The organism is Gemmobacter aquarius (genome assembly GCF_003060865.1).
GTDB lineage: Bacteria > Pseudomonadota > Alphaproteobacteria > Rhodobacterales > Rhodobacteraceae > Paragemmobacter > Paragemmobacter aquarius.
Genome location: NZ_CP028918.1, coordinates 2,136,156 through 2,161,233, shown reverse-complemented (window position 1 = coordinate 2,161,233; position 25,078 = coordinate 2,136,156). Strand labels below are relative to the sequence as shown.

At 63.5% G+C, this 25,078-nt stretch carries 25 protein-coding genes; 15 read left to right on the top strand and 10 right to left on the bottom strand.

Features of this window, described 5'->3' with window-relative positions; genetic code table 11:
- The first annotated feature begins 40 nt into the window (after positions 1-40).
- The 14 genes from HYN69_RS21185 to HYN69_RS10325 all read left to right on the top strand — a co-directional run bounded on the left by HYN69_RS21185 (position 41) and on the right by HYN69_RS10325 (position 12,855).
- Positions 41-349, top strand: coding sequence for a hypothetical protein (locus HYN69_RS21185; protein ID WP_216824589.1), 309 nt, complete (start codon positions 41-43; stop codon positions 347-349).
- Entirely contained in the window at positions 292-1,272 is a 981-nt protein-coding gene (locus HYN69_RS10385) for an ABC transporter substrate-binding protein (protein ID WP_216824588.1), read from the top strand. Before HYN69_RS21185 ends, HYN69_RS10385 begins: the two co-directional genes overlap by 58 nt.
- Positions 1,269-2,252 (top strand): GntR family transcriptional regulator, encoded by a 984-nt coding sequence (locus HYN69_RS10380; protein WP_108435675.1) that lies wholly within the window; start codon positions 1,269-1,271, stop codon positions 2,250-2,252. The genes HYN69_RS10385 and HYN69_RS10380 overlap by 4 nt, the downstream gene beginning before the upstream one ends.
- Positions 2,253-2,509: 257 nt before the next feature.
- Positions 2,510-3,589, top strand: a complete 1,080-nt coding sequence (locus HYN69_RS10375) for an ABC transporter ATP-binding protein (protein ID WP_108435674.1) — start codon at positions 2,510-2,512, stop codon at positions 3,587-3,589.
- Complete coding sequence (locus HYN69_RS10370) at positions 3,586-4,458, top strand: ABC transporter permease (RefSeq protein ID WP_108435673.1); 873 nt, start codon at positions 3,586-3,588, stop codon at positions 4,456-4,458. The genes HYN69_RS10375 and HYN69_RS10370 overlap by 4 nt, the downstream gene beginning before the upstream one ends.
- 3 nt (positions 4,459-4,461) lie before the next feature.
- On the top strand, positions 4,462-5,313 hold the full coding sequence (locus HYN69_RS10365; RefSeq protein ID WP_108435672.1) for an ABC transporter permease: 852 nt from the start codon (positions 4,462-4,464) through the stop codon (positions 5,311-5,313).
- Positions 5,310-6,044 (top strand): SDR family NAD(P)-dependent oxidoreductase, encoded by a 735-nt coding sequence (locus HYN69_RS10360; protein WP_108435671.1) that lies wholly within the window; start codon positions 5,310-5,312, stop codon positions 6,042-6,044. The genes HYN69_RS10365 and HYN69_RS10360 overlap by 4 nt, the downstream gene beginning before the upstream one ends.
- Positions 6,041-6,796, top strand: a complete 756-nt coding sequence (locus HYN69_RS10355) for an SDR family NAD(P)-dependent oxidoreductase (RefSeq protein ID WP_108435670.1) — start codon at positions 6,041-6,043, stop codon at positions 6,794-6,796. The genes HYN69_RS10360 and HYN69_RS10355 overlap by 4 nt, the downstream gene beginning before the upstream one ends.
- Before the next feature lie 56 nt (positions 6,797-6,852).
- A complete protein-coding gene (locus HYN69_RS10350; RefSeq protein WP_108435669.1) occupies positions 6,853-8,073 on the top strand; it encodes an ABC transporter substrate-binding protein in 1,221 nt (406 codons plus the stop codon).
- A gap of 69 nt (positions 8,074-8,142) precedes the next feature.
- Entirely contained in the window at positions 8,143-9,243 is a 1,101-nt protein-coding gene (locus HYN69_RS10345; RefSeq protein WP_108435668.1) for an ABC transporter ATP-binding protein, read from the top strand.
- Positions 9,244-9,247: 4 nt separating this feature from the next.
- On the top strand, positions 9,248-10,597 hold the full coding sequence (locus tag HYN69_RS10340) for an amidase (protein ID WP_108435667.1): 1,350 nt from the start codon (positions 9,248-9,250) through the stop codon (positions 10,595-10,597).
- A 43-nt stretch (positions 10,598-10,640) separates the two neighbouring features.
- Positions 10,641-11,543, top strand: a complete 903-nt coding sequence (locus tag HYN69_RS10335; RefSeq protein ID WP_108435666.1) for a polysaccharide deacetylase family protein — start codon at positions 10,641-10,643, stop codon at positions 11,541-11,543.
- Positions 11,544-11,597: 54 nt separating this feature from the next.
- Complete coding sequence (locus tag HYN69_RS10330) at positions 11,598-11,891, top strand: hypothetical protein (RefSeq protein WP_108437153.1); 294 nt, start codon at positions 11,598-11,600, stop codon at positions 11,889-11,891.
- Positions 11,881-12,855, top strand: coding sequence for a CobW family GTP-binding protein (locus tag HYN69_RS10325; protein ID WP_108435665.1), 975 nt, complete (start codon positions 11,881-11,883; stop codon positions 12,853-12,855). Before HYN69_RS10330 ends, HYN69_RS10325 begins: the two co-directional genes overlap by 11 nt.
- A gap of 496 nt (positions 12,856-13,351) precedes the next feature.
- On the opposite strand, the gene HYN69_RS21795 is transcribed toward HYN69_RS10325, so the two are convergent.
- The 5 genes from HYN69_RS21795 to HYN69_RS10295 form a co-directional block, all read right to left on the bottom strand.
- Positions 13,352-14,017, bottom strand: coding sequence for a nuclear transport factor 2 family protein (locus HYN69_RS21795; RefSeq protein ID WP_108435664.1), 666 nt, complete (start codon positions 14,015-14,017; stop codon positions 13,352-13,354).
- A 13-nt stretch (positions 14,018-14,030) separates the two neighbouring features.
- The gene (locus tag HYN69_RS10310) at positions 14,031-14,564 is read right to left on the bottom strand and encodes a GNAT family N-acetyltransferase (protein ID WP_108435663.1); all 534 of its coding nucleotides are present in this window, start codon (positions 14,562-14,564) and stop codon (positions 14,031-14,033) included.
- 144 nt (positions 14,565-14,708) lie between these two features.
- Positions 14,709-16,493 (bottom strand): hydantoinase B/oxoprolinase family protein, encoded by a 1,785-nt coding sequence (locus tag HYN69_RS10305; protein ID WP_174213617.1) that lies wholly within the window; start codon positions 16,491-16,493, stop codon positions 14,709-14,711.
- A 12-nt stretch (positions 16,494-16,505) separates the two neighbouring features.
- Entirely contained in the window at positions 16,506-18,584 is a 2,079-nt protein-coding gene (locus HYN69_RS10300) for a hydantoinase/oxoprolinase family protein (RefSeq protein ID WP_108435662.1), read from the bottom strand.
- An 85-nt stretch (positions 18,585-18,669) separates the two neighbouring features.
- Complete coding sequence (locus HYN69_RS10295) at positions 18,670-19,392, bottom strand: isochorismatase family protein (protein ID WP_108435661.1); 723 nt, start codon at positions 19,390-19,392, stop codon at positions 18,670-18,672.
- 191 nt (positions 19,393-19,583) lie between these two features.
- Here HYN69_RS10295 and HYN69_RS10290 point away from each other — a divergent pair, with 191 nt between their 5' ends.
- Positions 19,584-20,480 carry a LysR family transcriptional regulator gene (locus tag HYN69_RS10290; RefSeq protein ID WP_108437151.1) on the top strand — a complete coding sequence of 299 codons (897 nt, stop codon included), beginning with the start codon at positions 19,584-19,586 and terminating at the stop codon, positions 20,478-20,480.
- A gap of 149 nt (positions 20,481-20,629) precedes the next feature.
- On the opposite strand, the gene HYN69_RS10285 is transcribed toward HYN69_RS10290, so the two are convergent.
- Genes HYN69_RS10285 through HYN69_RS10265 form a run of 5 tightly spaced genes read right to left on the bottom strand, consistent with a single transcriptional unit; the run spans position 20,630 to position 25,023 of the window.
- A complete protein-coding gene (locus HYN69_RS10285) occupies positions 20,630-21,589 on the bottom strand; it encodes an FAD:protein FMN transferase (RefSeq protein WP_108435660.1) in 960 nt (319 codons plus the stop codon).
- Complete coding sequence (locus HYN69_RS10280; RefSeq protein WP_108435659.1) at positions 21,570-23,777, bottom strand: PepSY domain-containing protein; 2,208 nt, start codon at positions 23,775-23,777, stop codon at positions 21,570-21,572. The genes HYN69_RS10285 and HYN69_RS10280 overlap by 20 nt, the downstream gene beginning before the upstream one ends.
- Positions 23,778-23,788: 11 nt before the next feature.
- Entirely contained in the window at positions 23,789-24,259 is a 471-nt protein-coding gene (locus tag HYN69_RS10275; RefSeq protein WP_108435658.1) for a DUF2271 domain-containing protein, read from the bottom strand.
- 13 nt (positions 24,260-24,272) lie between these two features.
- Positions 24,273-24,656 carry a hypothetical protein gene (locus HYN69_RS10270; RefSeq protein WP_108435657.1) on the bottom strand — a complete coding sequence of 128 codons (384 nt, stop codon included), beginning with the start codon at positions 24,654-24,656 and terminating at the stop codon, positions 24,273-24,275.
- Between the two features lie 46 nt (positions 24,657-24,702).
- Positions 24,703-25,023, bottom strand: coding sequence for a PepSY domain-containing protein (locus tag HYN69_RS10265; protein ID WP_407925226.1), 321 nt, complete (start codon positions 25,021-25,023; stop codon positions 24,703-24,705).
- Between the last annotated feature and the right edge of the window lie 55 nt (positions 25,024-25,078).

The following is a 25,078-nucleotide window of genomic DNA, read 5'->3' as shown; positions in this document are numbered from 1 at the left end:
CAAGGACACATGCCCCCGCCCGCACCCGACGCGAGGGACGATGAAAGATGAAGCGAAATCGGGGCTGGCGACCCCCATGGTCGTTCCGCGGCGCAAGCTGCGGGTGCTTGGCACTTCGATCACGCTGCTCGATCCGGTGCGCGAAAGGGCCAAGGCCGATCTGGGGTTCGATATCGCGTTCGAGAAAAAGGATTTCCTGAGCTGCCAACGATGGGCAGCGATGCAGCCGGAAAGCTATGACGTCTACGAGCAGTGCTTCCATAACCTCGACATCGTGTGGTTCTGGGGGCGTTGCAGCCCATCGATATCGGGCGCGTGCCCGAGTGGGACAATATCTCGGACCTTGTGAAGCTGGGCGGGGTCAGCAAATACGCAGGGCGCGGGCGGGGCGATGCGCCGGCCAAGAAGCTGTATGTTCAGCCGGGCGGATTTCTGGGGCCGAAACAATCTCGCTATATCAGCATGTTACCCACCGTCCACAATATGGACAGCTTTGGCTACGATGCCCGTGTGTTCGGGGCGGGGCCGGATGTGCGGCCAAGCTGGGCATGGCTTCTGGACCGCCGCGCCAAGGGGCGGATCGCGCTGGTGGACGAACCTGCCATCGGGTTCTTCGACGCCGCGCTGGCTGCCGAGGCGACGGGCGAGATCGAGTTCGCCGATATCGGCAATATGACCATCGAAGAGATCAATGCGCTTATGGCGTTGCTGGAAGAGCGGCGGACCGAGGGGTATTTCTGCGGCACCTGGCGCGACGGGATCGAGGCGGCGGAACTGGCCGAGCGCGGCGCGGTGGCGGTGCAGAGCATGTGGTCGCCTGTCTATGGCAAGCTGCGCAAGGCGCGGCCGCATTTCGTGGAATCGGCCCCCTCCGAGGGGTATCGCGCGTGGCATGGCGGGGGCAGCCTGTCGCGGCATCTGCGCGGGGCCGAACTCGACATGGCCTACGAATACCTGAACTGGTGGCTTTCAGGCTATGCGGGAGCCGTGATGGCGCGGCAGGGCTATTATATCTCGAACCCGCAGCGGGCGCGGGAATGGCTGGCGCCGGAAGAATGGGCCTATTGGTACGAAGGGGCCGCCGCGTCGCGTGATCTTGCCGGGCCGGATGGCGACGTGGCGATCAGGGCCGGTGAGAGGCGGGCGGGCGGTCCCTATGTCGACCGCGCGCGGCGAATCGTGATCTGGAATACGGTCATGGACGAATACAATTACGCAGCCCGCGCCTGGGACCGTTTCGTGCGTCGCGTGAATCTGGGGGCGGCGGCATGATCCGGTCGGTCAACCCCTTGGCGCAGGAACCGCGATACGAGTTGATCGGACGCGTGCTGCGCGAGAACATCCTGTCTGGTGTGCTGCCGCAAGGATTCGTGCTGCTGGAAGGGCCGATTGCCGCCGTAATGCAGACCAGCCGCGTTCCGGTACAATCTGCCCTGCGGCAGTTGCTGGAGGAAGGGCTGATCAACCGCTTCGACGGGCGCGGTTATCTGGTCGGGAGTGGCGGCGATGACGTCATCCCGATCAGGCGCGATATCCGCGAGTTGGAGTTGGATATTCCGCAAGTCGTGGATCAGGCGCTGCAAACGCGCGGGACGTGGCGGCATGTCTATGACAAGGTCGAAGAAGAGGTGGCCTCGTGCCAGATCTTCGGCGAATTCCGGATCGTCGAGACCGAATTGGCCGATCATCTGGGTGTCAGCCGCACCGTGGTGCGCGATGTGCTGGCGCGGTTGCAGGAACGGGGCTTGGTTCGCAAAAGCCCAAGCTCGCACTGGATCGCAGGCCCACTGACGGCGCGGACGGTGAGCGAGAAGTTCGAGTTGCGCGGAATCATGGAACCTGCCGCGTTGCGTCTTGCCGGTCCGCATATCCGTTATGCCGAAGTAGAGATATTGCTCGGGCGGATTGGCGCCGATCCGGGGATCACGCCACAATACCTCGGCGATGCGCTGTTGGAACTTTGCATTGCGCAGGCACCAAACGCGGCGCTGGTTGAAATGATCCGGTCGAACAGGCTGCTTTTGTCGTCGGTCGACCGTGCTCTGATCCTGCTGGGACTGCCGCGGGACGAGGATACGATCGAGCAATACCAGACCCTCTTGGACCTAATCACGCACCATCCCATTGATTCCGCGTGCGAATATCTGCGCTACCATCTTTCGATCACGGCACGAAGGTATCTGGCGCGGATGAAGATCGTCGCTGTGATTAACGAAACCGGATCGTTCGCACCATATCTTAGTCCACAGTAAAAACGAATGCCGTACGCAATGTTCAATTAAGGCAGTTGCGGTCTCTTCGCGGTCTGTTCATAAACTGGGCCAATTATTGTTTAACTTGCCCAAAAAAGCGTGATTTCGCAATTTAATAACATGTTGACAGGTGGTGGGAACACCTATGTTATACGAAGTACAGTTTTAGCCGTAGGTCGTGCGATGTGCGGCCTGCGGTCCGGACCAAAAACAATCAGATCCGTCCCATGAGGGCAGGTCGAACTTCAGGCGAGGTTATGGTGGACACGTCGGTCTTCAGACTGGAGGGCGTGACCAAGCGCTACGGCGATCTGGTCGCTCTCAATGATGCGTCGCTCGAGGTCGGGGCGAACGAATATCTTTCGTTCCTCGGGCCGTCGGGTTCGGGCAAGACGACGCTTCTGCGGGTCATCGCGGGATTCGAGGCGCCCGAGGCGGGGCGCATCTATTTCGAGGGGCGCGACATCACGAACGTGCAGGCGCACGAGCGGGGGATCGGGTTCGTATTTCAGAACTTTGCTCTGTTTCCGCATCTGACGGTGATGCAGAACGTCGGTTTCGGCCTGACGCATGGCAAATCGGGGCTGGCGGCTGCCGAGGTCGAGCGGCGGGCGGCCGAGATGATCGAACTTGTCGGTCTGTCGGGGATGGAGGGGCGCGGGGTCGACCAGATTTCGGGCGGGCAACGGCAGCGTGTGGCGCTGGCGCGGACTTTGACAATGAAGCCCAAGCTGGTGTTGCTGGACGAACCGCTCGGCGCGCTGGACGCCAACCTGCGGTCACGTATGCGCAACGAACTGAGGGCGATCCGCGAACGGCTGGGCGTCACCTTCCTGCATGTGACCGGAAGCGAGACCGAAGCCTTGGCAATGGGCGACCGTGTGGTCGTGCTGGACCGAGGCACGATCATCCAGACCGGAACGCCTGGCGAGGTGTATGACCGCCCCGCGACGCCGGACGTGGCGCATTTCCTGAACCGTTACAACCTGTTCGATGGCACGCTGTCGAAGGGCAACTTCACCGGCAGCTTCGGCGCGGTGAAGGTGCCGGCAGCGACCCGTGCCGACCGCGATGTCTATGCTGTGCGCTATGACCGAGTGAAGGTGCTTCCCGCATCGTCCAAGGCGGGCGGTCCTGCCCTGAAAGCGACGTTCATAGCGTCGGAATACCTCGGCTCGTCGATCATGAATTTCTTTGACGCTGGCCACGGCCACCTGGTCGAGATGGAGCACCACCTGAGCCTTGGCGCGCCCGATGTCTATGAGCCGAAGCAGGATTACCTGCTGACCTGGAACCCGGAACAGGCCATCGTCTTTGGCCGCGAGGCAGCGCTATGACCAGCACCGTGACCATTCAGGAACGCCAGTCGAAGGTGACGCGCTGGCTGCTGATACCGGGCATCGTGTGGATGTCGCTGTTCCTTGTCGTGCCGATCGCGATGATCGTCTATGTGTCGTTCTGGACGCAGACCACGTTCAACATCTCGTCCGATCCGACGTTGGCAAGCTGGAAGCAGTTCTTCAGTTCCGACACTTATACCGGGTCGCTTTGGACGACGATCCGCATCTGGCTGATCGTTCTGGCGACGACCTTTATCGTGGGCTATCCCACCGCGTTGTTCGTCGGGCTCTTCGTCAAGTCGAAGACGCTGTCCACAGTGTTGCTTGTCGTATGTGTAATCCCGTTCTGGACATCGTTCCTGATCCGCGTGCTCGCGTGGCGGCCGATGCTGGGCAAGGAAGGCGCGATCAACATCGTGCTGTTGAAGATCGGCATCATCCAGCAACCGATAGAGGTGCTGCTGTTCACCGAACTGTCGGTGATCATCGGGATGACTCAAATTTATTGCGTGTTCATGGTCGGACCCATCGCCTTTATGCTGAGCCGGATCGACCGCAACATCATCGAGGCGGCGCGCGATCTTGGCGCGGGCTTCGGGCGGATTTTCTGGAAGATCATCTTCCCGCTGTCGTTGCCAGGCGTGGTGGTTGGCGCGATCTTCGTGTCGGTCATGGTTCTGGGCGAATTCGCAACGTCCGGCGCCCTGTCGGGCCGCAAGGTCAACCTTCTGGGTAATATCATCGTCACGCAGGTCGGGTCGCTGAAATGGGCCATGGCCTCGGTTGTGGGGGTCGTGTTGACCATCGTGATGGGCATCGTGATCGCCGGTTTCCTGCGCATCGTCGATCTGAAGCGGGAGCTCTGAACCATGGAATCGCGTATAATCAAACCGGCGCTGGGGCTTTATGTGGCGCTGTTCGTGCTGTTCCTTTATGGGCCTTTCGTGGTGCTGACGATAATCTCGTTCCAGCAAGGGCCGGATGGCGGGCCGCAGTTTCCTATCGTGGAATGGTCGACTTATTGGTACCGGCAGGTGTTCGGCCTGACCCCACCGTCGCGCATCGCGCCCTTGCCGTTCGGCGAGGCGTTGATCCGCTCGCTCGTGCTGGCCTTGATGACCATGGTGGTTTCAACCGTGCTTGGCGTCATGTCGGCGCAGGCATTCCGGCGGAGTTTCAAGGGTTCTGCCTTTGTGTTCTACCTGATCGTGCTCGGCATGATGGTGCCGGGTGTGCTGACGGGGCTTGGCACGTCGCTTCTGGCCAACAACATCATCGGGATCGAGCGGCACTGGTACACCACGGCCTTTGCGACCCATGTGGCCTATACCTTCCCTTTTGCCTTTCTGGTGATGCTGGCGATCCTGAACCGCTTCGACGCCTCGGTCGAGGAAGCGGCCTGGTCGCTGGGCGTCGACCCTTGGACCACGTTCCGCAAGGTAACGTTTCCGCTGATCTTTCCGGGCGTTCTGTCGGCGATGCTGTTCGCCTTTACCCTGTCGCTTGACGAATTCCCGCGCACGCTTTTCGCCTCGGGGCGTGACCAGACTTTGCCGCTGGCGATCTACGGGACGTTCTCGGTCGAGATCCATCCCAACATCTTTGCCTTTGGCGTGCTGACGACGCTTTTTTCGTTCGCCCTCTTGTCGGTATACGGCATCCTGATGGGACTGTCGGTCCGCCGCGCTAAGAAGATGGCCATGCAGGAGGACATCGCATGACCCGAACCGCGGGAACCGCGATCGTCACGGGCGCAGGGTCCGGTATCGGGCGGGCCATCGCGCTGCGGCTGGCGGCCGACGGTTACAATGTGATGGTCAACGATTTTCGCGCCGTTGCGGCAAGTGCCGTGGCGGCCGAGATCGGTGCAAGCGCCCGCAGCACGGGCGGCGATGTGTCCAGCGAAGCCGATGTTGCGGACATGGTTGCCGAAACCGAAGCGGCCTTTGGCGCAGTCACCCATCTTGTCAATTGCGCGGGCCATGTGCATCAGGCCCGGTTTCAGGATCTGACTGCCGAGGATTTCGACCGTATGATTGCGGTGCATCTGCGCGGTACATTCCTGTGCACCCGCGCGGTGATCGACGGGATGCTGGCGCGGAAATCGGGGGTGATCGTCAACATCGCCTCGCAACTGGGCCAGATCGGCGGCATCGAACTGGTGCATTATTCCGCCGCCAAGGCTGGCATCATCGGCATGACCAAGGCGCTGGCGCGCGAGGTTTCGGCCCAAGGCATCCGCGTCAATGCTGTCGCCCCCGGCCCGATCAATACGCCGCTGGTGCGCAGCCTGTCTGCCGATTGGCAACGCGCCAAGGCTGCCGAACTGCCGCTGGGCCGCTTTGGCGAACCCGAAGAGGTCGCCGACGCCGTGGCCTTCCTTTGCTCGCCCGCCGCTGCGCTGTTCGTCGGCCAGACGCTGGGGCCGAATTCTGGAGATGTGATGCTATGAGCGAAACCGTCCTGATCACCGGTGCCGGTATCGGCATCGGCCGCGCCGCCGCACTCGCCTTTGGCGCGGCGGGCCATCATGTCGTGGTGACCGACGTGCTCGACGCCGAAGGGCAGGCCGTGGTGGCCGAGATCACCGCCGCAGGTGGCAGCGCCGAATACCACCGGCTCGACGTGCGCTCGACCGCCGATGCCGATGCGCTGGTCGCAAGGATCGAGGCCGCGCGCGGCGGAATCGACGTGATCGTCGCCAATGCGGGCATCGCCCACAAGGTGCCCTTGCCGGTGCTGACCGATGACAAATGGGACCATACCTTCGACATCGACCTCAAGGGCATCTTCCGGATCGTACGTCCCGCCCTCGCCGGCATGAAGGCGCGCAGAAAAGGTGCCATCGTCGCGCTGTCGTCGATCATGGGCGTGGCCTACGGCTGGGATGAACATGTCCACTATTCGGCGGCCAAGTCAGGCGTCGTGGGGCTGGTGCGCGGCTTGGCCGTCGAACTGGCCAAGGACGGCATCCGCGTGAACGGCGTGGCACCGGGCTACATCCGCACCGCGCAACTGTTATCGAAGGAAAACTCGCTTGGTCCCGAAGGGGCTGAAAAGGCGGGCGAATTCATCCCGATGGGCCGCATTGGCGAGCCGGATGAAATAGCCGATGTGATCCTTTTCCTCGCATCCAACGGCGCCCGATACATGACCGGACAGGTCGTTGTCGTGGACGGAGGATTGCTCGTCGGGCGCTACTGATCCGGCGAGACAAAGAAGAAGACAAGACGCAACAGACGTAACAGGAGGTACTACATATGAGAGATATGTCGCTATCGCGCCGCAAATTCCTGCAGGGAACTGCCGGAACTGCTGCACTTGCCGCTGCGGGGATGCCCTTTGGCGCGCAACAAGCCTTTGCTGCCGATCTTGCCTCGCAGGAACTGCGGACGGTGGGTCTTTCGGTGACGGTCCAAGACCGTATTCTGGCAGAGTTCAAGGCGGCTTCGGGCGTGAAGGCTGTTTCGGGCAAGGCTGACATCTTCCCGAACACGCAGACCGAACTTCTGTCGGGCTCGACCGCTTACGATTGCTGGGAAACCATCGGCGAGCGTCTGCCGTCGATCGTACAGACCGATCTCGTTGCGCCCATCGCCACCTCGGCTTTGACCAACTGGACCGGCGTCGGCGAAAGCTTCCTGAAGGCCGACCCGAAGTGGGACGCCCGTGCGCAGATCGTCGGCCAGATCTACACCGACGAGTCGATGACCGCGCTTAACATGGTTCCGACCGTCTACAACTTCGACTCGATCGGCTATCGCCCCGACCTCGTATCGGCGGAAGAAGCGTCGATGTGGTCCTCGCTGTTCGACCCCAAGTTCAAGGGCAAGACCGGCCTGAACGTCGACCCGCTGATCGCTTTCGGTCAGGCTGTCATGGCCATGAACGAAATGGGCCTGCTGGAAGTCGCAAACCCCGGCAACCCGGATGCGGCGGCCATCGAGGAAGCAGCCAAGTTCCTGATCTCGAAGAAGAAGGAAGGCCAGTTCCGCGCTCTCTGGGGTGATTTCGGCGAACTCGTCAACCTGTTGGCCTCGGGCGAGATGATCCTTGCCGACGCATGGCAGCCTGCCGTGATGGCCGTCAAGGCGCAGGGCGTGCAGTGCTCTTACGCCACCATGAAGACCGGCTATCGCGGCTGGGCCATCGGGGTTTCGGGTCTGAAATCCTCGCCCAACCTCGACGCTGTCACCGCCTATGCCGATTACTGGCTGTCGGGCGGTCCGGCTGTGGCCGTATCGGAGCAGGGCTACTATTCGCCCAACGACAAAGTCAAAGCGGTCATGGCCCCTGAGAAATACGCCTTCTGGTACGAAGGCGCTCCGTGGGTCGGCGCGGAGGAGCGCGGCATCAAGGAAGGCGATCTGCGCGACGGCGGCTCGCTGGCGACCCGCGCGGCGAACGTTGCCTACTGGCACCAGTGGCCGGACGAGTACGACCTCCTGATCTCGAAGTGGGACGAATTCCTGTCGGCTTGATCGACCTTTGAAGCTTGCGGTCGGGGCAGTTCGTCCCGGCCGCACCAAACGAGAATCGGGGACTTTCCAGTGGCCTACGACCTGCAGCTTTCGCATATCGGCAAGGTTTACGACAACGGCACGCCTGCCGTGATCGATTTCAACCTCGATGTGGACAAGGGGGAGTTCATCGCTTTTCTTGGCCCCTCGGGGTGCGGAAAGACCACGACGCTGCGGATGATTGCGGGGTTTGAAACGATCACCTCGGGCGATCTGATGATCCGGGGTAAGCGAGTGAACGATTTGCAGCCCGAAAAGCGCCCGACGTCGATGATCTTCCAGAATTACGCGCTGTTTCCGCATATGACGGTACGCCAGAACGTGATGTTCGGGCTTGAGGTCAAGGGATTGCCCGTGACCGAGGCAAACCACAAAGTGGACCGTATCCTTGACAAGTTGGGCCTGACCGAGGTGGCCAACGTGCGCCCGACGCGGCTTTCGGGCGGGCAACGGCAGCGGATCGCACTGGCGCGATCATTGGTGGTGGAGCCTGATATCCTGCTCTTGGACGAACCTTTGGGCGCACTGGATGCGAACCTTCGCAAGTCGATCCAGAACGAGTTGAAGCTGCTGCAGCGCGACCTTGGCATCACATTCGTCTTTGTGACGCACGCCCAGTCGGAAGCGCTGGCGCTGTCGGACCGTATCGTGGTGATGAACGCAGGCCGGGTGGAGCAGATCAGCCCGCCGCGCGAGCTTTACACCCGGCCGCAAAGCATTTTCGTGGCGCGGTTCATCGGGGCGAACACGCTGATTTCCGGTAAGGTCCGCAATGTGGCGGGCGGATCGGTCAGTCTGGACACGCCGTTTGGGGCGCTGGTTGCCGAACCGCCTGCGACGTCTATCACCACGGGGGCTGCGGCGTCGATCGTGCTGCCGGCCGAGGCGATGAACGTCTTGCCCGCGAGCATGCCCGAGGCCGAGGTTCGAGCCAAGCACGGCAACGTGGTGCCCTGCCAGATCAACCGGTTGCAACTGGTGGGACATATCTTGCAGATCGGTATGACCCTGCCGAGCGGCGAGATGGTGCAGCTTGAGGGCCATGCCGACAAATACCGTGACACGCTTCGGGCGGGGGCGGCTGGATATGTCGCGTGGAATCCTGCGGATACCACCCTTATCGCGCAGTAAAGCCATGGCAATCGAGACCGCAAAGACATTGGCCGACGATCTGCGCGCGGGCCGCAAAGACCCCGTCGATTTGGTGGCACAGGTTTATGACCGGATCACCGCGCATGGCGACGGGGCGCTGTTCACCCGCCAGACCCGCGACCGGGCCGAGGCCGAGGCGCGGGCCGCACGCGAAAGGCTGAGGGCGGGCAATCCGGCAAGTCTGCTCGACGGGGTGCCCTTGGCGTGGAAAGACCTGTTCGACCTGAAGGGAACGGCGACGACCGCAGGGTCGTCCGTGCTGCGCGGGGCCGCGCCAGCTGCTACCGATGCCGCACTGGTCTATGCCGGGATGCGGGCGGGGCTGGTGACGGTGGGGGCGGTAAACATGACCGAATTTGCCTATTCCGGCATCGGGCTGAACCCGCATTATGGCACGCCGCGCAATCCGCGCGATCCGAAGGTGGCGCGCTCTCCGGGCGGGTCGTCGTCGGGCAGCGCCGCGGTGGTGGCGGCAGGTATCGTGCCCTTGTCCATCGGCACCGATACCGGCGGATCCATCCGGATTCCGGCCGCCTTTAACGGCGTTGTGGGCTACAAAACCTCGACCGGCCACCATCCGATGCAAGGCGTATTCCCGCTGTCACGCACTCTCGATACGCTGGGGCCGCTGGCCAACTCCGTCGAAGACTGCGTTCTGGTCGATGCGGTATTGCGCGGGATGGCCGCGCCGACGGTGCGGGCGGCGGAAATTTCATCGCTCGATCTTGTGGTCCCCGACGCGGTAATGTTCGACGATATCGACCCCGCCGTTGCCGCTGCTTTCGAAGCCACCCTCGGTCGGCTTGAGGCGTCAGGCGCACGGGTGCGCCGTATCGCCCTGCTTGAATTGCGCGATACGGTCGCGGCGATGGGCCGCTATGGCCCTCTCGCGTCGGCCGAGGCGATGGAGGTCCATTGGGACCGCCTGCACGGGCCCGATGAGGCGCGGATCGACCCGCGCGTGGTGCGCCGTATCCGCATGGGCGAAAAGATGACAGCGGTAGATTTGATCCGCTTGCACGCCGACCGCGCCCGTCTGATCGCGGCTGTCAATGACCGCCTTGGCGATGCGCTGCTGATCTGCCCCACCACGCCGAGCGTGGCTATGCCCACTGCTCCCTTGGAAGCGGATGTCGAGGTGTTCTTCCACCACAATTTCCGCACGCTGCGCCACACTGCCATCGGCAATTTCCTTGATTGGTGCGGGCTCTCCATCCCGAACGGGGCAGACGGCGACGGCATGCCCACGGGGCTGATGATTTCGGCCCGCCACGGCCGCGATGCCGCCTTGCTGGCGGCGGGGCTGGCGCTTGAAACCACGATCCGGGGCTAGGGCTCTTTCACGAAAAACCGTTTCTCAAAAGGAGGAAAGACTGATGGCAAAGAAGATCATGTGTGCCTTTGGAACCGACATCGACTCGGTGGCGGGCTGGATCGGGTCTTATGGCGGGGGTGATAGCCCGTCCGACATCCAGCGCGGCATCTTCGCGACCGAAGTGGGCGTTCCGCGTCTGCTGCGACTGTTCAAGAAATACGGGCTGAAAACCTCGTTCTTCATTCCGGGCCATTCGCTCGAGACCTTTCCCAAAGAAATGGAGATGATCGTCAAGGATGGTCACGAGGTCGGCGCGCATGGTTATCTGCACGAGAACCCGATCGCCATGACGCCGGCGCAGGAAGAGGACGTGCTGGTCAAATCCATCGAGCTGATCAAGGGGCTGACGGGGCAGGCTCCGCGCGGCTATGTGGCGCCGTGGTGGGAGATGTCGAATTCGACTGCCGCGCTGCTTCTCAAGCACGGCTTCACCTATGACCACAGTCAGGGCTACCGCGATTTCCAGCCGTTCTACGCCAAGGTTGGCGACAGCTGGAACACCATCGACTATTCCAAATCGGCCAAGGACTGGATGCACCCTCTCAAGCACGGCAAGGAAATCGACCTCGTCGATATCGCGGCCAACTGGTATGTCGACGACCTGCCGCCGATGATGTTCATGAAAAAGGCTCCGAACAGCCATGGCTTCGTGAACCCTCGCGATATCGAAGAAATGTGGCGCGACCAGTTCGACTGGGTGTATCGCGAGATGGATTATGCGGTCTTTGCCTTTACCATCCACCCGGATGTGGCGGGTCGTCCGCAGGTGCTGTTGATGCTCGAGCGGCTGATCGAATACATCTCGAAGCATTCGGGCGTGGAATGGGCAACGTTCGAGGATATCGCCAATGACTTCCGCAAGCGCTATCCCTTTGGTGGTGCGGCGCGTCCCGAAGTGATTTGATCCGGTTCGGGGGGCGTTTATACGCGCCCCCCAAGCCGATTGATGGAGGCCCCCATGTGTAACGCTTGCGGCAACCCCGCCGTGCCCGGCCATTGGACCGAGGCCGGAGCCGCCACCCCCGGTGACCGGTTGCGGGCGCGGTTCCATAGGGCGCGCGTGCTCGACGCGATCCTGCGCCCTTACGGGTTGACCGCGCATGATGGCGGCGTGGTGCCCGGCATCCAGGTTGGCACCATGGCGGGAGCGAGCAGCATCGTGCAGAACCTGTCCGAGGTCTGGGCCGAGGCCGAGCGGCTGAATGGCACGCCGATCGATCCGCTGGACCCGCGATATCTGAATGACGACTGACACACGCCTGCGCCTGACGTTGCTGGGCGGTTATCTCGGGTCGGGCAAGACGACTTGGCTGCGGCACCAGTTGCATGTGGGGGGCTTTGGGCCGCGGGTGCATGTGGTGGTGAACGAGGCGGCGGAAACGCCGGTGGACGATGCGCTGCTGGTCGGGGCCGTGGGAATGACGCTGCTGGCGGGGGGGTGTTGCTGCTGCGCGGGACGGGTCGATCTGGTTGCCGCGCTGCGCGGGCTGTGCGATGCACGCAGCCGCGTTTCGGCAGATGAGGTGCGGCTCGAGCGGATCGTGCTGGAGACAAGCGGGCTGGCAGATCCGGCGGCGATCGTGGACGCGATCCAGTCCGATCCGGTTCTAGTGAACCACATAGTCATCGATGAAACCATAGTCGCGGTCGATGCCTTGCATGCGCTGGCGCAACTGGCGACCGAGCCTTTGGGTCGGAGGCAGGTAGGGGCGGCGGACAGGATCGTGCTGACTAAAACGGGTGCTTGTACGCCCGGGGCGCTGGCCATGCTGCGCGCTACGCTGGCCACGCTGAACGGGCATGCGTCTATGGCGGGGGCTGAGTTGGGGGTCGAAGTGGCCATGGCCGAGCTGCCTGCGGGCTTGGTGGCTGCCGTGTTGCCCGATCTGACTGGTGAGGATGCGCGGGGGCCTATCCTGCCGACGCAGGTTGTCTTGCCCGATGGTCTGGACTGGTCGGCCTTTACGCTGTGGCTTTCGGCGCTGCTTTACGCGCGGGGAGATGATCTGGTGCGGGTCAAGGGGGTGGTGCGCACTCCGGCGGGGCGGTTGCTTTTGCAGACGGTGCGAAAGGTGGTTCAATCACCGGAAATCCTGCCCGACCAAGGCGAGAACCGTAGTGATGATGTGATCGTCTTCATCGGGCGGGGATACCGGCCCGATGACCTTGGCCGGTCGCTGACCCGCTTTCTGTCTGGCGCAGCGAGGCCCGCATGACCGTCAGCAGGGCGGCCCTTGGTCGTTTCCCCTGTTCCAATACCATGTCTGGAGGGTCGGGATCCTCGGTGATCTGCACCACCTATGCGCCGACCCTGCAGTGCGCGGGCAGGGGGTTGGGCGCTCGCCGATCGCGTGGTAAATAGGGCGGCGGATGCCACTGGCACGCCTGCGGACTATTGGCTGACGCAGGATTTCAACACAGAGGCACGCAAGCTTTCGCCCGCATCGCGCGGGCGACGCAGTTCATCCGGCAGGGCCGCAAGCTGTGACCAGCTCGCAAGGCCGGTTGGTTAGGGTGGAAAACGGGAAGCACCGCTTTTCCCCACCTGTATCACCAACGGTCCCGCCCGCGCGTTCTGATTTACGCACGAAGACCAGCGCCCGACATAGGCGGGACCGGCGCAGGCCGGTGCCATTGGGGCCTACCGACGGGCGGGCGGTGCAGGCATCACATGGCAAAGCCGATGGCCTTGGCCCAGATGCCACCCCGTGCTTACCCTCGGTTCTTGCGGTAGCTGTCTTTCAGCGCGATCAGGTCGCCTGAAAAGCGGAAGATGTCGCAGCCCTGCACGTCGACCGTCTTGCCGGTCTTGTCCGTGCCTATGAAGCGCCACTCCGACAGGCCGGCGTCGCCTGCGACATGATGGCTGTCGGCGGTCCATGCCGCCTGCGGGAAGCTGTCGAACATCGCGGCATACGAGGCGCGGACGGCATCGCGCCCGACGAAGCGGCGACCTTCGGTATCGGGCCCGGCTGACGCGTGAAAGGCGCAGTCTTCGGCCATGCAGCCCATCAGTGCGTCGACGTCGCGGGCGTTCCATGCCGCCATGAACCGTTGCAAGGTTTCGCGGCGGCGATGCGCTGCGGTATCGGCCACGGTTTCGATCTCGAGGAAGGCAAGCGGGGCGCTGCCTGCGTTGGTGACGTTGTGATGCACCCCTTCGCGGCGGGAATAGGGGACGCCTTGGGTCAGGGTGGCAGTAAAGGGCGCACCGTCGGGCACGTCGAGACCGAGCGTGCCATCGGTCAGCGGCACGATCACGTAATCATGCCCGTGCACATGCCAGCCGGTTTCCGCCCCTGCCGCAAAGCGCCATTCCGTGACCTTGAAGCGGTCATCGTCGATATGGGTGACGCTGCTGGCCTGTTCTTTCCCCATGGCTTTATCCTTTCTAGATGGTGACCGCCGCAGGCGGGGGGTGACGCCATATCTGCATCGGGCCGAGGCGGCTGTGATCGAAGACGCCCTCGAAACTGCACCCCAGCCGTTCGGCCAGCCGGATGGAGCGGATGTTGGCAGGGTCAATCATGCTGACGGCGGTTTGCCAGCCGAGCGTGCCATAGGCATGGGCGCGGGCAGCAAGGGCGGCTTCTTGCGCCACGCCGCGCCCTTCGGCGTGCTGCATCATCACCCAGCCGATTTCGGGCGCATACCAGCCTTCGGGAAACCACAGGCCGACGTGGCCGCAGAACTGGCCGGAGGCCTTGTCTTCGACCGCCCAGAAGCCGTAGCCGCGCAGCGCCCAATGGCCGAGATGGGCGGCAAGGCCGCGCCAAGCCATCTCGCGCGTGAGGGGGCCGCCGATGAAGCGCGAGCGTTCGGTGTCGTAGAATGCGGTGAAGTCGTCGAAATCCGATTCCCGGTATTCGCGCAGCAGGAAACGCTTCGTCTCGAGGCGGGGGATGGTCACGGTATGGGCGGACATGGGGCTGCCATATTGCTGTACGGCTCAGGGTAGCGGGGCCGGGCGGGCGGCGGAAGGGGCTTTGCGTGCAAGCTGTTATGCGCGCTGAAAAAGGCCGGACCCGTGGGGGACCGGCCAGATGCCATGGCAGGGGATACCACGGGGTCAGGGTTTGCCGAGCGCCTGACGCAGACGTTCGGTGGCGGCCATGTCGACGGTTTCGGTATCGAGGTTGACGGCCACGCCATAGAAGGTGCGTGCGTGTTCGACGCTGCAAAAGCCATCGAGCACGTCTTCCAGCACCTTGACCGGCGGACGGTTCAGCGGGTTGCCGTAGCCGCCGCCGTTGGGGCTGTAATAGGTCATCACGTCATCGGCCCCAACCGAGAGGCCCGAGAATTTCGACGGCATGTCGCGGGTGTCGTCGGGGCGGGTGGGGTTCGTGATGGTGCAGCGACCGACCGTGCCGTCATGACCGCCGAAGATGCCCCAAGGCGCGTCGGTGTGGCGTTCGGATTCGTGGGTGATGAAGGCGGGGGTCAGCACGCGCTGCGCCTTGACCACGCCGATGCCGCCACGGAATTCGCCCGCGCCTGGGGGCATGTCGTCGCGCAACTCGTAACGGTCGCAGATCATGGGGATGTGCATCGCAAGGTCTTCGAGCGGGTTGTTGCGGGTGTTGGCCATCAGGTTGTCGATGCAATCGGGGCCGTCCGAGCGGGGCCGCCCGCCATAGGCGCCTTCGTTCACCTCGAGGAACACCCAGTAATCGCCCGAGGGCCGCACGCCCGAATAGGCGGCGAAGCTGATCGAGGCGGAGGAGCCCGCGATCACCTTTTCGGGCATGACGGGGGCCAAGGCGCGGATGATCAGGTCGATCATGCGGTTGCACTGGGTAAAGCGGGCCTCGGCCGAGGCAGGCGCGCGGGGGTTGAAGATAGACCCCAAGGGGGCGGTCACCTTGATCGGGCGGAACGAGCCTTCGTTCGATGGTACGCGCAGGTCCGATGTGGCTGCATCGAGCAGGAGTTTGCGGAAACCCGCATAGGCGGCAACTTTGGTCGAGCCTTCGAAGGGCACGTTATAGGCGGTCGGGGTCTGGTCGGCGGACCCTGTCAGGTCAACCTCGATCTCGTCGCCGCGCACGCGGATGGTGACCTTGACCTTCAACTGTTTGTCGCGGTTGCGGCCATCGTCATCAAGCCAGCCTTCGGCAGTGTAATCGCCATCGGGGATTTCGCCGATGCGCTGGCGCGTCATGCGTTCGGCATAGTCCATCAATTGGCGGGCGGCGGCAAAGACAGTGGATTCGCCGTATTTTTCCAACAATTCGACGAAGCGTTTGGCCCCGAGACGAGCCGAGGCAACCTGTGCTTCGATATCAGCGACAAGTTGCTGCGCGGCGCGGCTGTTCCTGCGGATATAGTTCCACATGGCGTTGTTCGGCTCGCCTTTGCGGTAGAGTTTGGTGCCGGCAAACAGCATCCCTTCGGCATAAACATCGGGCACGTCGATGATCAGTCCGGGGGTGGCTGCCCCGATATCGACATGGTGGGCGGTGTTGCCGGCAAAGCCGACCAGCCGGTCCTGATAGTAGACCGGAACGATGATGGCGAAATCGGGGGTGTGGCTGGCCCCGTAATAGGGGTGGTTGTGAACGACGACGTCGCCTTCGTACCATTCGCCGTCTTCCAGAGTTTCGGCGATGCCGCGCAGATATGCGGGGATCGATCCGATGTGCATGGGCGTAGACTCGGATTCGCACAATGTGTTGAAGTTTACGTCGAAGAGGCCCGCGCCAAGGTCCTGGCTTTCGCGGATGATCGAGGAAAACGACATGCGGTAAAGCACGTGCCCCATTTCCTCGGCGATAGTTTCGAAGCTGCCGCGCAGCACCTGAAGGGTAATCGGATCGACGGTGATCGCGTCAGGATTGGTCATGACATTCATGGGTCTGTCCTTTTACGCGCCGATCTGGCGGATGCGGGTGTTGCCGTAGTCCAGCGTCTCGGCCACATAGCCCGGCGGGACGAGGGTGGTGGCGTTGTGCTGGTGCAAAAGGGCCGGGCCGGGTACGCGGTCGCCCGCAAACAGTTTGGTGCGGTCGTAGCGCGGAGTCTCCAACGTGCGGCCGTCGTCAAAGGTTGTCGGGCGCACGAACATCAAGGCTCGGTCGATGCTGCTGCCGTCGGTTCTGGCGATCATGGGTATTTCGATGCGGCGCACGGCGGCTGACCCGATGGCGCGGAGCGTGATCAGTTCCACCTCGGCCTTGCGGTAGCTGTAGCCGTAATCCTGCTGGTGCTGGTCGTGGAAGCTGTCGACGATGACCTGTACGTTGCTTGCAGTGACCGGGTCTTCGGGCATGGTGGCGCGCAATTCGAACCCTTGGCCGTGGTAGCGGCATTCGGCGATCACCGTAATCGACTGCGCATCGCGGGCAATGCCGTCACTGTCGAGTTCGGCCTGCACGCGGTCGTGCAGGGTAGTGACCGCGGCGTTGATGCGGGCAAAATCGGCGTCGCTTGCCGTCTTCAGTTCCACAATCACGGCTTCGGTGTGTTCGTATTGTAGATCCGTCTTGAGCAAGCCCACGGCGGCGGTAATGCCGGGGGCGACAGGGACGATTACGTCCTTGCAGGCCATTGCTTCGGCCAGGGCCACGCCGTGCAAGGGGCCTGCGCCGCCGAAGGGCATGATTGAAAACTCGCGCGGGTCGACGCCACGGGCGACGGAGTTGGAGCGGATGGCGAGGGCCATGTTGTTGTTGATGATGCGGATGATGCCGAGGGCCGCTTCCTTGACAGTCATACCCATCGGGCGGGCGATCTTATCCTCGATGGCCTTCCAGGACAGGCTGGCGTCAAGCTTCAGGTCGCCGCCAAGCGCCATGTCGGGGTCAAGCCTGCCCAGCACGATCTGCGCGTCGGTGACGGTGGGTTCGGTGCCGCCACGGCCATAGCAGGCAGGCCCGGGTTCCGACCCCGCCGAACGCGGGCCGACGTGGAAGGCGCCCGCCTCGTCGATGAAGGCGACCGAACCGCCACCTGCGCCGATGGTGACAAGATCGATCATCGGGGTCAGGACGGGGTGGCCCGACACATAGGTATCGCGGGGATTCATGATCTTCACCGCGCCCGCGGGAATGGTCGAGATATCGGCCGAGGTGCCGCCAATGTCGACGGTGATTATATTCGCCTCGCCCGCCATCGCGCCTTCTGAGGCGCCGCCTATGACACCGCCTGCGGGTCCGGACATCAGGATGCGGATCGGGCGTTTGGCGCAGGCGTCTACGGTGGAGACGCCGCCGTTGGATTGCATGATCCGCAGCTTCGACGTGACCCCAGCCTCGCGCAGGCGGCTGTCGAGGTCGCGCAGGTAGAAGGCGGTCTTTGGGCCGACATAGGAGTTCATCGCGGCGGTCGAGAATCGTTCGTATTCGCGCATCACCTTCGCCACTTCGGACGAGAGGGTGATATAGGCGCCGGGCATTTCCTCAAGCACGATATCCTTGGCGCGGCGTTCGTGGGCGTCGTTCAGAAAGGCGAACATGAAGCCGATGACGACGGAATTGATACCGCGCTTTTTGAACAGGGCGCAGGCGGTGCGGACGGCCTGTTCATCGAGCGGGGTGGCGATTTCACCCGTGGGGGGCAGGATGCGTTCGGCCACGGAGACGCGGTTGCGGCGTTTGACCAGCGGCTGGCTTTGCCACGGCACGTCGAAATGCAGCGAGAAATTGTAGGGGCGCTTGTGTCGTCCGATATGCAGGATGTCGCGAAAACCCTCGGTCGTGATCATCCCGCATTCCGCGCCGTTATGCTCGATGGTGATGTTGGTGGCGGTGGTGGTGCCGTGGACGATGGTGTCCACCTCGGACGGGGCGATACCTGCCATGCGGCAAATGCCCTGCACGCCGTCTACCACGCCGATGGACTGGTTCTTCAGGGTTGTGGGCACCTTGTGATAGAAAACACCTTTCGTGCATTCCAGCACCAAGTCGGTGTTCGTTCCGCCGACGTCGACGCCAATTCTGGCCATGTTCTCTCTCCTGCTGTGGTTGGCTTCCGCCTCTGGTGGGCGGTAGTCGGCCAGACACGCGGGTGCGCGTCTGGCGCGGGGCCGGTCACTCGGCGGCGATCTTTTGCGCTGCGAGGCTGTCGAGATAAGACACGCAGGTGTCGACGGTTTCGACATCGCCGAACTTGGCGTCGATATCGAAAAGGTTCCACGCCACTGCACCGGGGACGCGGTCGCCAATGGCCTCTTTCACCGCGATGGTCCGGAAGCCGTCGGCAAGCCCGTCGCAGATGGTCTGGCGGACGCAGGCGCAAGCGGTCACGCCGGTGACAAGGATGGTGTCGACATTATTGGCGCGCAGGATGCCCGCCAGTTCGGTGCCGTGGAAGGCCGAGGCGCGCTTTTTGAGCAACGTGTATTCACCGTCGATCGGGGCGATGCGGCTGTCGATTGCCCAGAGGTCGGTGTCTTTCAGGTTCACCACGTCGATCGGGATCTTGTTGTGCCAAAGGCCCATGTCGGTGAAATCGGCGTTGCGGTCGGTGATTTCATAGGCGGTGGTCACATGGACGACGGGCAATTGCGCGGCGCGGAAGGCTTTGAGCAGCTTTTGCATGCCGGGGATGATTTCATTGTCCATCTTTTCCTGATCGCAGGTGAATGGATTGCCCGGACGCGTCCATGCATTGGCAAGGTCGACGCTGATCAGCGCGGGGCGCTTGCCAAAACCGACGCGGCGCTGGAAGCCGCGCTCTTGGTAAAGCTTGCTGGCCGTGTCGAAGGCCTGCTGAAGCAGACGGTCGAGTTCCTTGACGTCAACGTCGCTCATATTTAGTCTCCTGTGCGTTTTGATGCGACCAGAGGTTAGTCGGGTCAAGGTGTCGGGTCCGCCCGCTTCCGTTGTTTTACGGGGGTGACGGCTCCTCTTGCACAGGGTGGCACGGGGATTGACCGCTGGGAAATGGCGTGTCAGCCTTTATTGATGCACTACATGCATCAGTCGTGCGGGAGGAAATTGCGGTGAAACAGGTGCCGAGTCTGGAAAACCTGCAAACGTTTCTGGCGCTTGCGCAGGATCTGAATTTCCGGCGGGCGGCGGAGCGGCTGCATCTGGACCAGTCGGCCCTGAGCCGACGGATACAGAAGCTGGAGCAGACGCTTGGCTTCCGCCTTCTGGACCGCACGACCCGCGAGGTGTCGCTGACGCAGGCGGGGCAGCAATTCTACCAGACCGCCGCCGACCTTTTGCGGACCTATGAGGAGAGGGTCGAAACGGCGCGGCGGGTGGCCGAGGGCAAGACGGGGTTGTTGCGCCTGGCCTATATGGCTTTTGCCGCGACCGAACTGATGCCCGCCGCCGTGGTGCGGTTCCGGCAGGCGCATCCGCATGTGGATTTGCGGCTAAGTTATATCCGGACACAAGGGCAGAAGATGGCACTGGCCAATCAAGAGATCGACCTTGGCTACATGATCGGCCCCTTCGACCACCCCGATTATCAGTCGGTCTCGCTGTCGTCGGAACCGCTTTACGTGGTGACGCCGCGCAACCACCCGCTGCTTTTGCTGCCAAGCGTCACCCCGCAAGATCTGATCGGTCAGGACATGATCTTGGGCGACATGCGCGAATGGGACGAATACCGCTGGCGCCTGAACGACCTGTTCAGCGCCGAGGGGATTTCGCTGAAGGTCACACTCGAGGCGTCGAACACGCTGGGGCTGATCGGGCTGGTCGCAGCGGGGCTGGGGGTGACAATCTATCCCGAGAGCCTGATCGGTTTTCTGGGGCGCACCGTCGAAGTGCGCCAGATCATGCACCCTGCCTTTCGCAGTCGCACGATCCTTGCCTGGAAACGCTCGAACCGGTCGAGTCAGGTCAGGTCCTATGTCGAGATCGCAAAGAATGTCGGTGTTCGATAAGCGTGGCGCGCCGCCAAGCTGCCAGCGCGGACCGCTCGCCCGCCGCAAGGCTGAAATGCTATAATACGCGCCATAAACCCGAGTTTCGACCAGTTTAGCCCGACATCCGCGCCAAGAAGGTCGAACGCCCGCCTTTCGAACCGAAAGGGTCAGTTGATCAAGCGAGCCGTGTCTTTGAACAGACCAGTGCAAAGCAGTTCGCCAGACCTTTCGAGTAAAAGCGCACTTATGCCTTGGTCCACAGCAAGGCGCCTGGCACGGGTACGCCCCGTGACCATCAGGGCGGTAGCCATCGCATCAGCAAACACGCAAGATTGCCCAAGCACCGTGACCGAAGCCGGAGCTTCGATGACTGGCGCTCGGGTGGACGGGTCCATCGTGTGGGACAGCCGCGTGTTGCGGATCGTCAGGAAATGGCGATAATCGCCCGAGGTGGCGACGGCGGCGTTGGCGAGTGCGATCACGGAATGGCTGCCACGCAAGCCGCTGTCGGGTGCGTCGATACCGACCGACCAAGGAGCGCCGTCCGCCCGTGTTCCGACCGCGCGGACTTCGCCGTCGATGGCGCAAAGGGCGTGGGCGATGCCATACGCCACGACGGTTTCGGCCAGCCGGTCGACGCCGTAACCCTTGGCGATGCCGGAAAGGTCGAGCGCGAGGGGTGCTGTCTTGCGGGCGAGGCCGGCGGGAAGGTCGAGGTCGAGCGCCGCGAGGGCGGGAACGCGGGGGGCTGCGCTGGCCGACCTGATGGCAGCGAGGTCGATGGCGTCGGACGAGAAGCCCCAGGCGCGGACCGCATCGCCGAGGTTCATTTCGAACGCCCCTTTGCTGATGGCGCTGATGGCCAGACCGGTCTGAAGCACCTGCAACAGATGCTTTGGCATGGCGTGCCAAACTTCGACGGGGGCTGCGTTGAACCTCATCAGTGCCGAGTCGGGTTTCCATGTCGACATCTGGTTGTCGACCTCGTCCACGGTGCGTTGCAGGTCGGTTTGTAGGGCGGCGTGGGAGGATGTCGAGAGGGGCGCATGGACGAGGACGCTCCACTCCGTGCCCATCGTCGCACCGTTCAGTCGAGTTTGGGCGGTGTCAGTAGCTGTCTTCGGCATAGCGGCCTCCGGCTTTCAGGGTGGCGGGGGAAAGCCCAGCCGGGGCAAGGATTTCGGCGAGCGTCTCGCGCACGCCTTGGGCCATTTCGCGACCGCCGCAGACCATGATGCGGCCCCCCTTGGATACGAGGTCGCGGATGCGTTCGGCATCGGCGCGCAGGCGGTCTTGCACATAGTGCCGCGTTGCCGTGCGCGAGAAGGCGGTGGCGAGATTGGCAAGCTGGCCCGAGGCGGACCAGAGGTCGAGGTCGGCACCATACAGGAAATCCGCCTGTGGGTGGCGCGCACCGAACCACAGATAGATCGGGCGACGGCGGGTATTGGCGCGGATGATGCCCGCCAGCGGGCCGATTCCGGTGCCTGCGCCGACGAGGATCAGCGGCGCATCGCTGCGGTCGGGCCTGAAGCTGGGGTTCGGTTTGACGAAGCCCTGCACGGACTGGCCTGCGGAAAGGTCAAGCAACTGCCCCGAGCAGAGGCCGCCGGGGTGTTTACGCACGACGATCTCGACGAAGCCGTCGCCCGTGCCCGAGGCGAGCGAGTAGTAGCGCGGCACGCTGCTGCCTTGGGGGACGATACCCAGAAGGTCGCCAGGTTGAAAGCGCGGCAGGCCGCGGCCAGCGATCCGGTCGAAAAGCGAGGCGCTGGGCAGGGCGAAGCGCAGGATGGCGGTGGGGGCTTGCACGGCCTCGCCATAGTCGCGGCGGGTGACGAGGGTGAGTGCAGTCGTCCGCGGCGGTTCGGGCTGGTGGATTGCCGAAAGCGGGGTGCCGATTGCCTCGCCCAGGGTGGCCGACCAGCGGGCGAAGGCTTGCGCGGAGTGTCGGTCGATGCGGTCGAGGGGAAGCAGCATCTGCCATCCGGCGGCGCGGGCCGCGGTGTCGATGGCTTCGGCATAGCCGCAGAAGGCGGGAAAACTGCGGTCGCCGAAGCCGAGGACAGCAAGGCGTGCTGTGGGATGCGGGGCGGCTGCGGCGACCCGTCCAAGCGCGCTTTGCGATGCGGCGGGGGCATCGCCGTCACCCCATGTGGCGGCCATGATCAGGATGCGCTGGGCTGCGCTGTAGGCCTGCGGGGCAAAGGCGGAAAGCGGGGCGATGTGGACGCTGCCGCCCGCCTGTTGCAGGGCGTGGCCGAGGGCCTTGGCAAAGCCCCAAGTGCTGCCGCCTTCGCTGGCGACGAGGATCACGGTTTCAGCCTTGCCCGCGCTGGCCATGCCCGCGACAGAGGGTCGGTTTCGGCGGTTGCGCAGCCAGACCAGCGTTCCGGTCACGGCAAGGACGGGAGCGGCGAGGGTGGCAAGGCCAAGGATCAGGCCCCAGAATGCCGCGCCTTCGCCGGTGTGCAACAGGTAGATCCATTCGCCGATGTTCGCCCAAGGCCCGTTTACCGCCCAGACCAGAAGCGCGCCTGTGCCCTGGTCGACGAAGCCGGTGCCTTGCGACGTGGTCAGGGCAAAGGCATCGGTCGCGTCTCCGGCATAAGGAAAGGTCAGGTCGCGCAGATCTGCGACGGGAACGGCGGCAAGCGCGGGCATGGCGGCGGGGGAAAGGCCGGTCTGGCCGCTGACGGTCGCGGGGAAGGCGGCGTTCGCCTCGTCCGCGGGCAGAAGGTCGAAGGTCGATGCCGTCATCCAGAGCGCGGTGAAGGCGGAAAGGGTCAGCGTCGCGACCGCGACCCGTGCGAATTCGCCGTGCCAGCGACCGGCAGCGGGGCCGCGCATCGGGGCGAACCACTTGCGCCATCCGCCCTGACGGCGGGCGACGAGTGCCGCGCCAGAGACCGACAGGACCAGCATCGCCAGAGCCGCCGCGGCGGTGGTCCAGCGGCCTGCATCTTCCATGAGAAGGGCGCGGTGGAAATCGGTCAGCCACGTCCTGAACGCTGACGGGTCGGCGCTGCCTGCGTCCTGTCCGGTCGCGGGGTCGATCACGGCAGAGCCGGGCGTGTTGCCGTCGAACCAGTAGGCGGTGATGCGGCCCGAAGGTGCGCGGCGGATCTGTTCGACGGTCGGGTGGGTTGCCTGAACCTTGGCGGCAAGGTCGGCCACGGTCTGGCCCGCCACGGCGGGGGGTGCGGATATGGCCTCCACCGCCGGAAAGACCGACAGGGCCACGCCGCTAAGCGACAGGGCAAGCACGAGGACGGCGGCCAAGAGGCCGGGCCAGCGGTGGAGTGAGCGGAGCATGATCGGTCCTGTCAGAAGGCGTAGCTGAAATCGGCGATGTAGCGGCGGCCCTGCACGGGCTGGCCCGCGCCTGTCGTCGTCAACGGCACAGCGATTTCGTTCGGGCTTTCGCGCATGTCTTCGGCGGCGGCGTCGATGTGCAGCGTGTAGCCCGCATCGAAGAGCGCATCGGCAAGGTCCATCGTCAGATCGAGGCTTTGGCCCGAGCCGACGCTGGCCCCCGTGATGCCGTCGACCTGTGCGACATCGCCGCCGGTCAGGCGGGCCCAGTCCGACAGGTGGCGGTAATACTTGGACTTTCCGCCCGCCATCCACAGGCTGCCCGCATAGGCCCCCGAGGCATCGGTGACGTAAAAGGCGAGATAGGCCCCGCGCCCGCCATAGGGCGCGAGGTTCGTGGTCAGGGTGACAGGGCGGGCTGCGGCGAGACCGGGGGCAATGATCGCGGTGGTCAGGGCAAGGGCTGCGTGAAGCGGTTTCATGTGGATACTCCGTTCAGTTCGTTTTGACCTGCGGCGCGGTGCCGTTGGTGAAAAGGCCGTTCCTGGGCGGGGCGACGGTGCCTGCGGGGGCGGCATTGCCTGCCGCGCCTGCGGTGCAGCCGCCGTCTTCGTCGTCATCGTCATCGCAGTTGTCGTCTCCCCCTTCTTCGTCGGACTCGCCGCCCGCCGATTTGGAGAAGAACCAGCCTTCGCCGTCTTCACCTTCGTCATCGTCGCCGCTGACGCGCCAGAGCGGTGCGCGGGTCGCGGTAGCGGTGTCCATGGTGGGGCCTTCAAAGACAAAGGCATGTGCGGGTGCCGCTGCGGCACCGGCGAAGGCCGCGCCCGCAAGGCTGATGGCGCTGCCAGCGATGAGGAGGGTGATTGCCTGTTTCATGGCGTTATTTCCTTGTTCTGTTGGGGTAGAGGTGGACTGCGCCTGCTCAGTCATCAGCGCCTTCGTGGTCTTCGCCGTCCTCACCTTCGCCGCCGTCGTCGTCCTCGTATTCCATCTCGAGGATCGACAGGGATGCAGGATCGAGCTTGACCTCGATCCTGCGTCCTTTGGCGTCGAAGCCCGTCACCTCGTAGCAACCGTCATCAAGACGGATGCGCGAGACGCGCCAGCCGTTTTCACCGGCAAAGGCCGCGACCGCATCGCGCGGTTGCCATCTGGCCATCGGAACGGCGCAATCGGCCTTTGCGAATGCGGGCCCTGCTGCCAGCAGACCGACGATCACAAGGCTTGTTGACAGGCGGATCATGCGTGACACTCCGGATCGCTTCCACGCGGTGCTTTTGGTTCCCGAAGCTGACGCC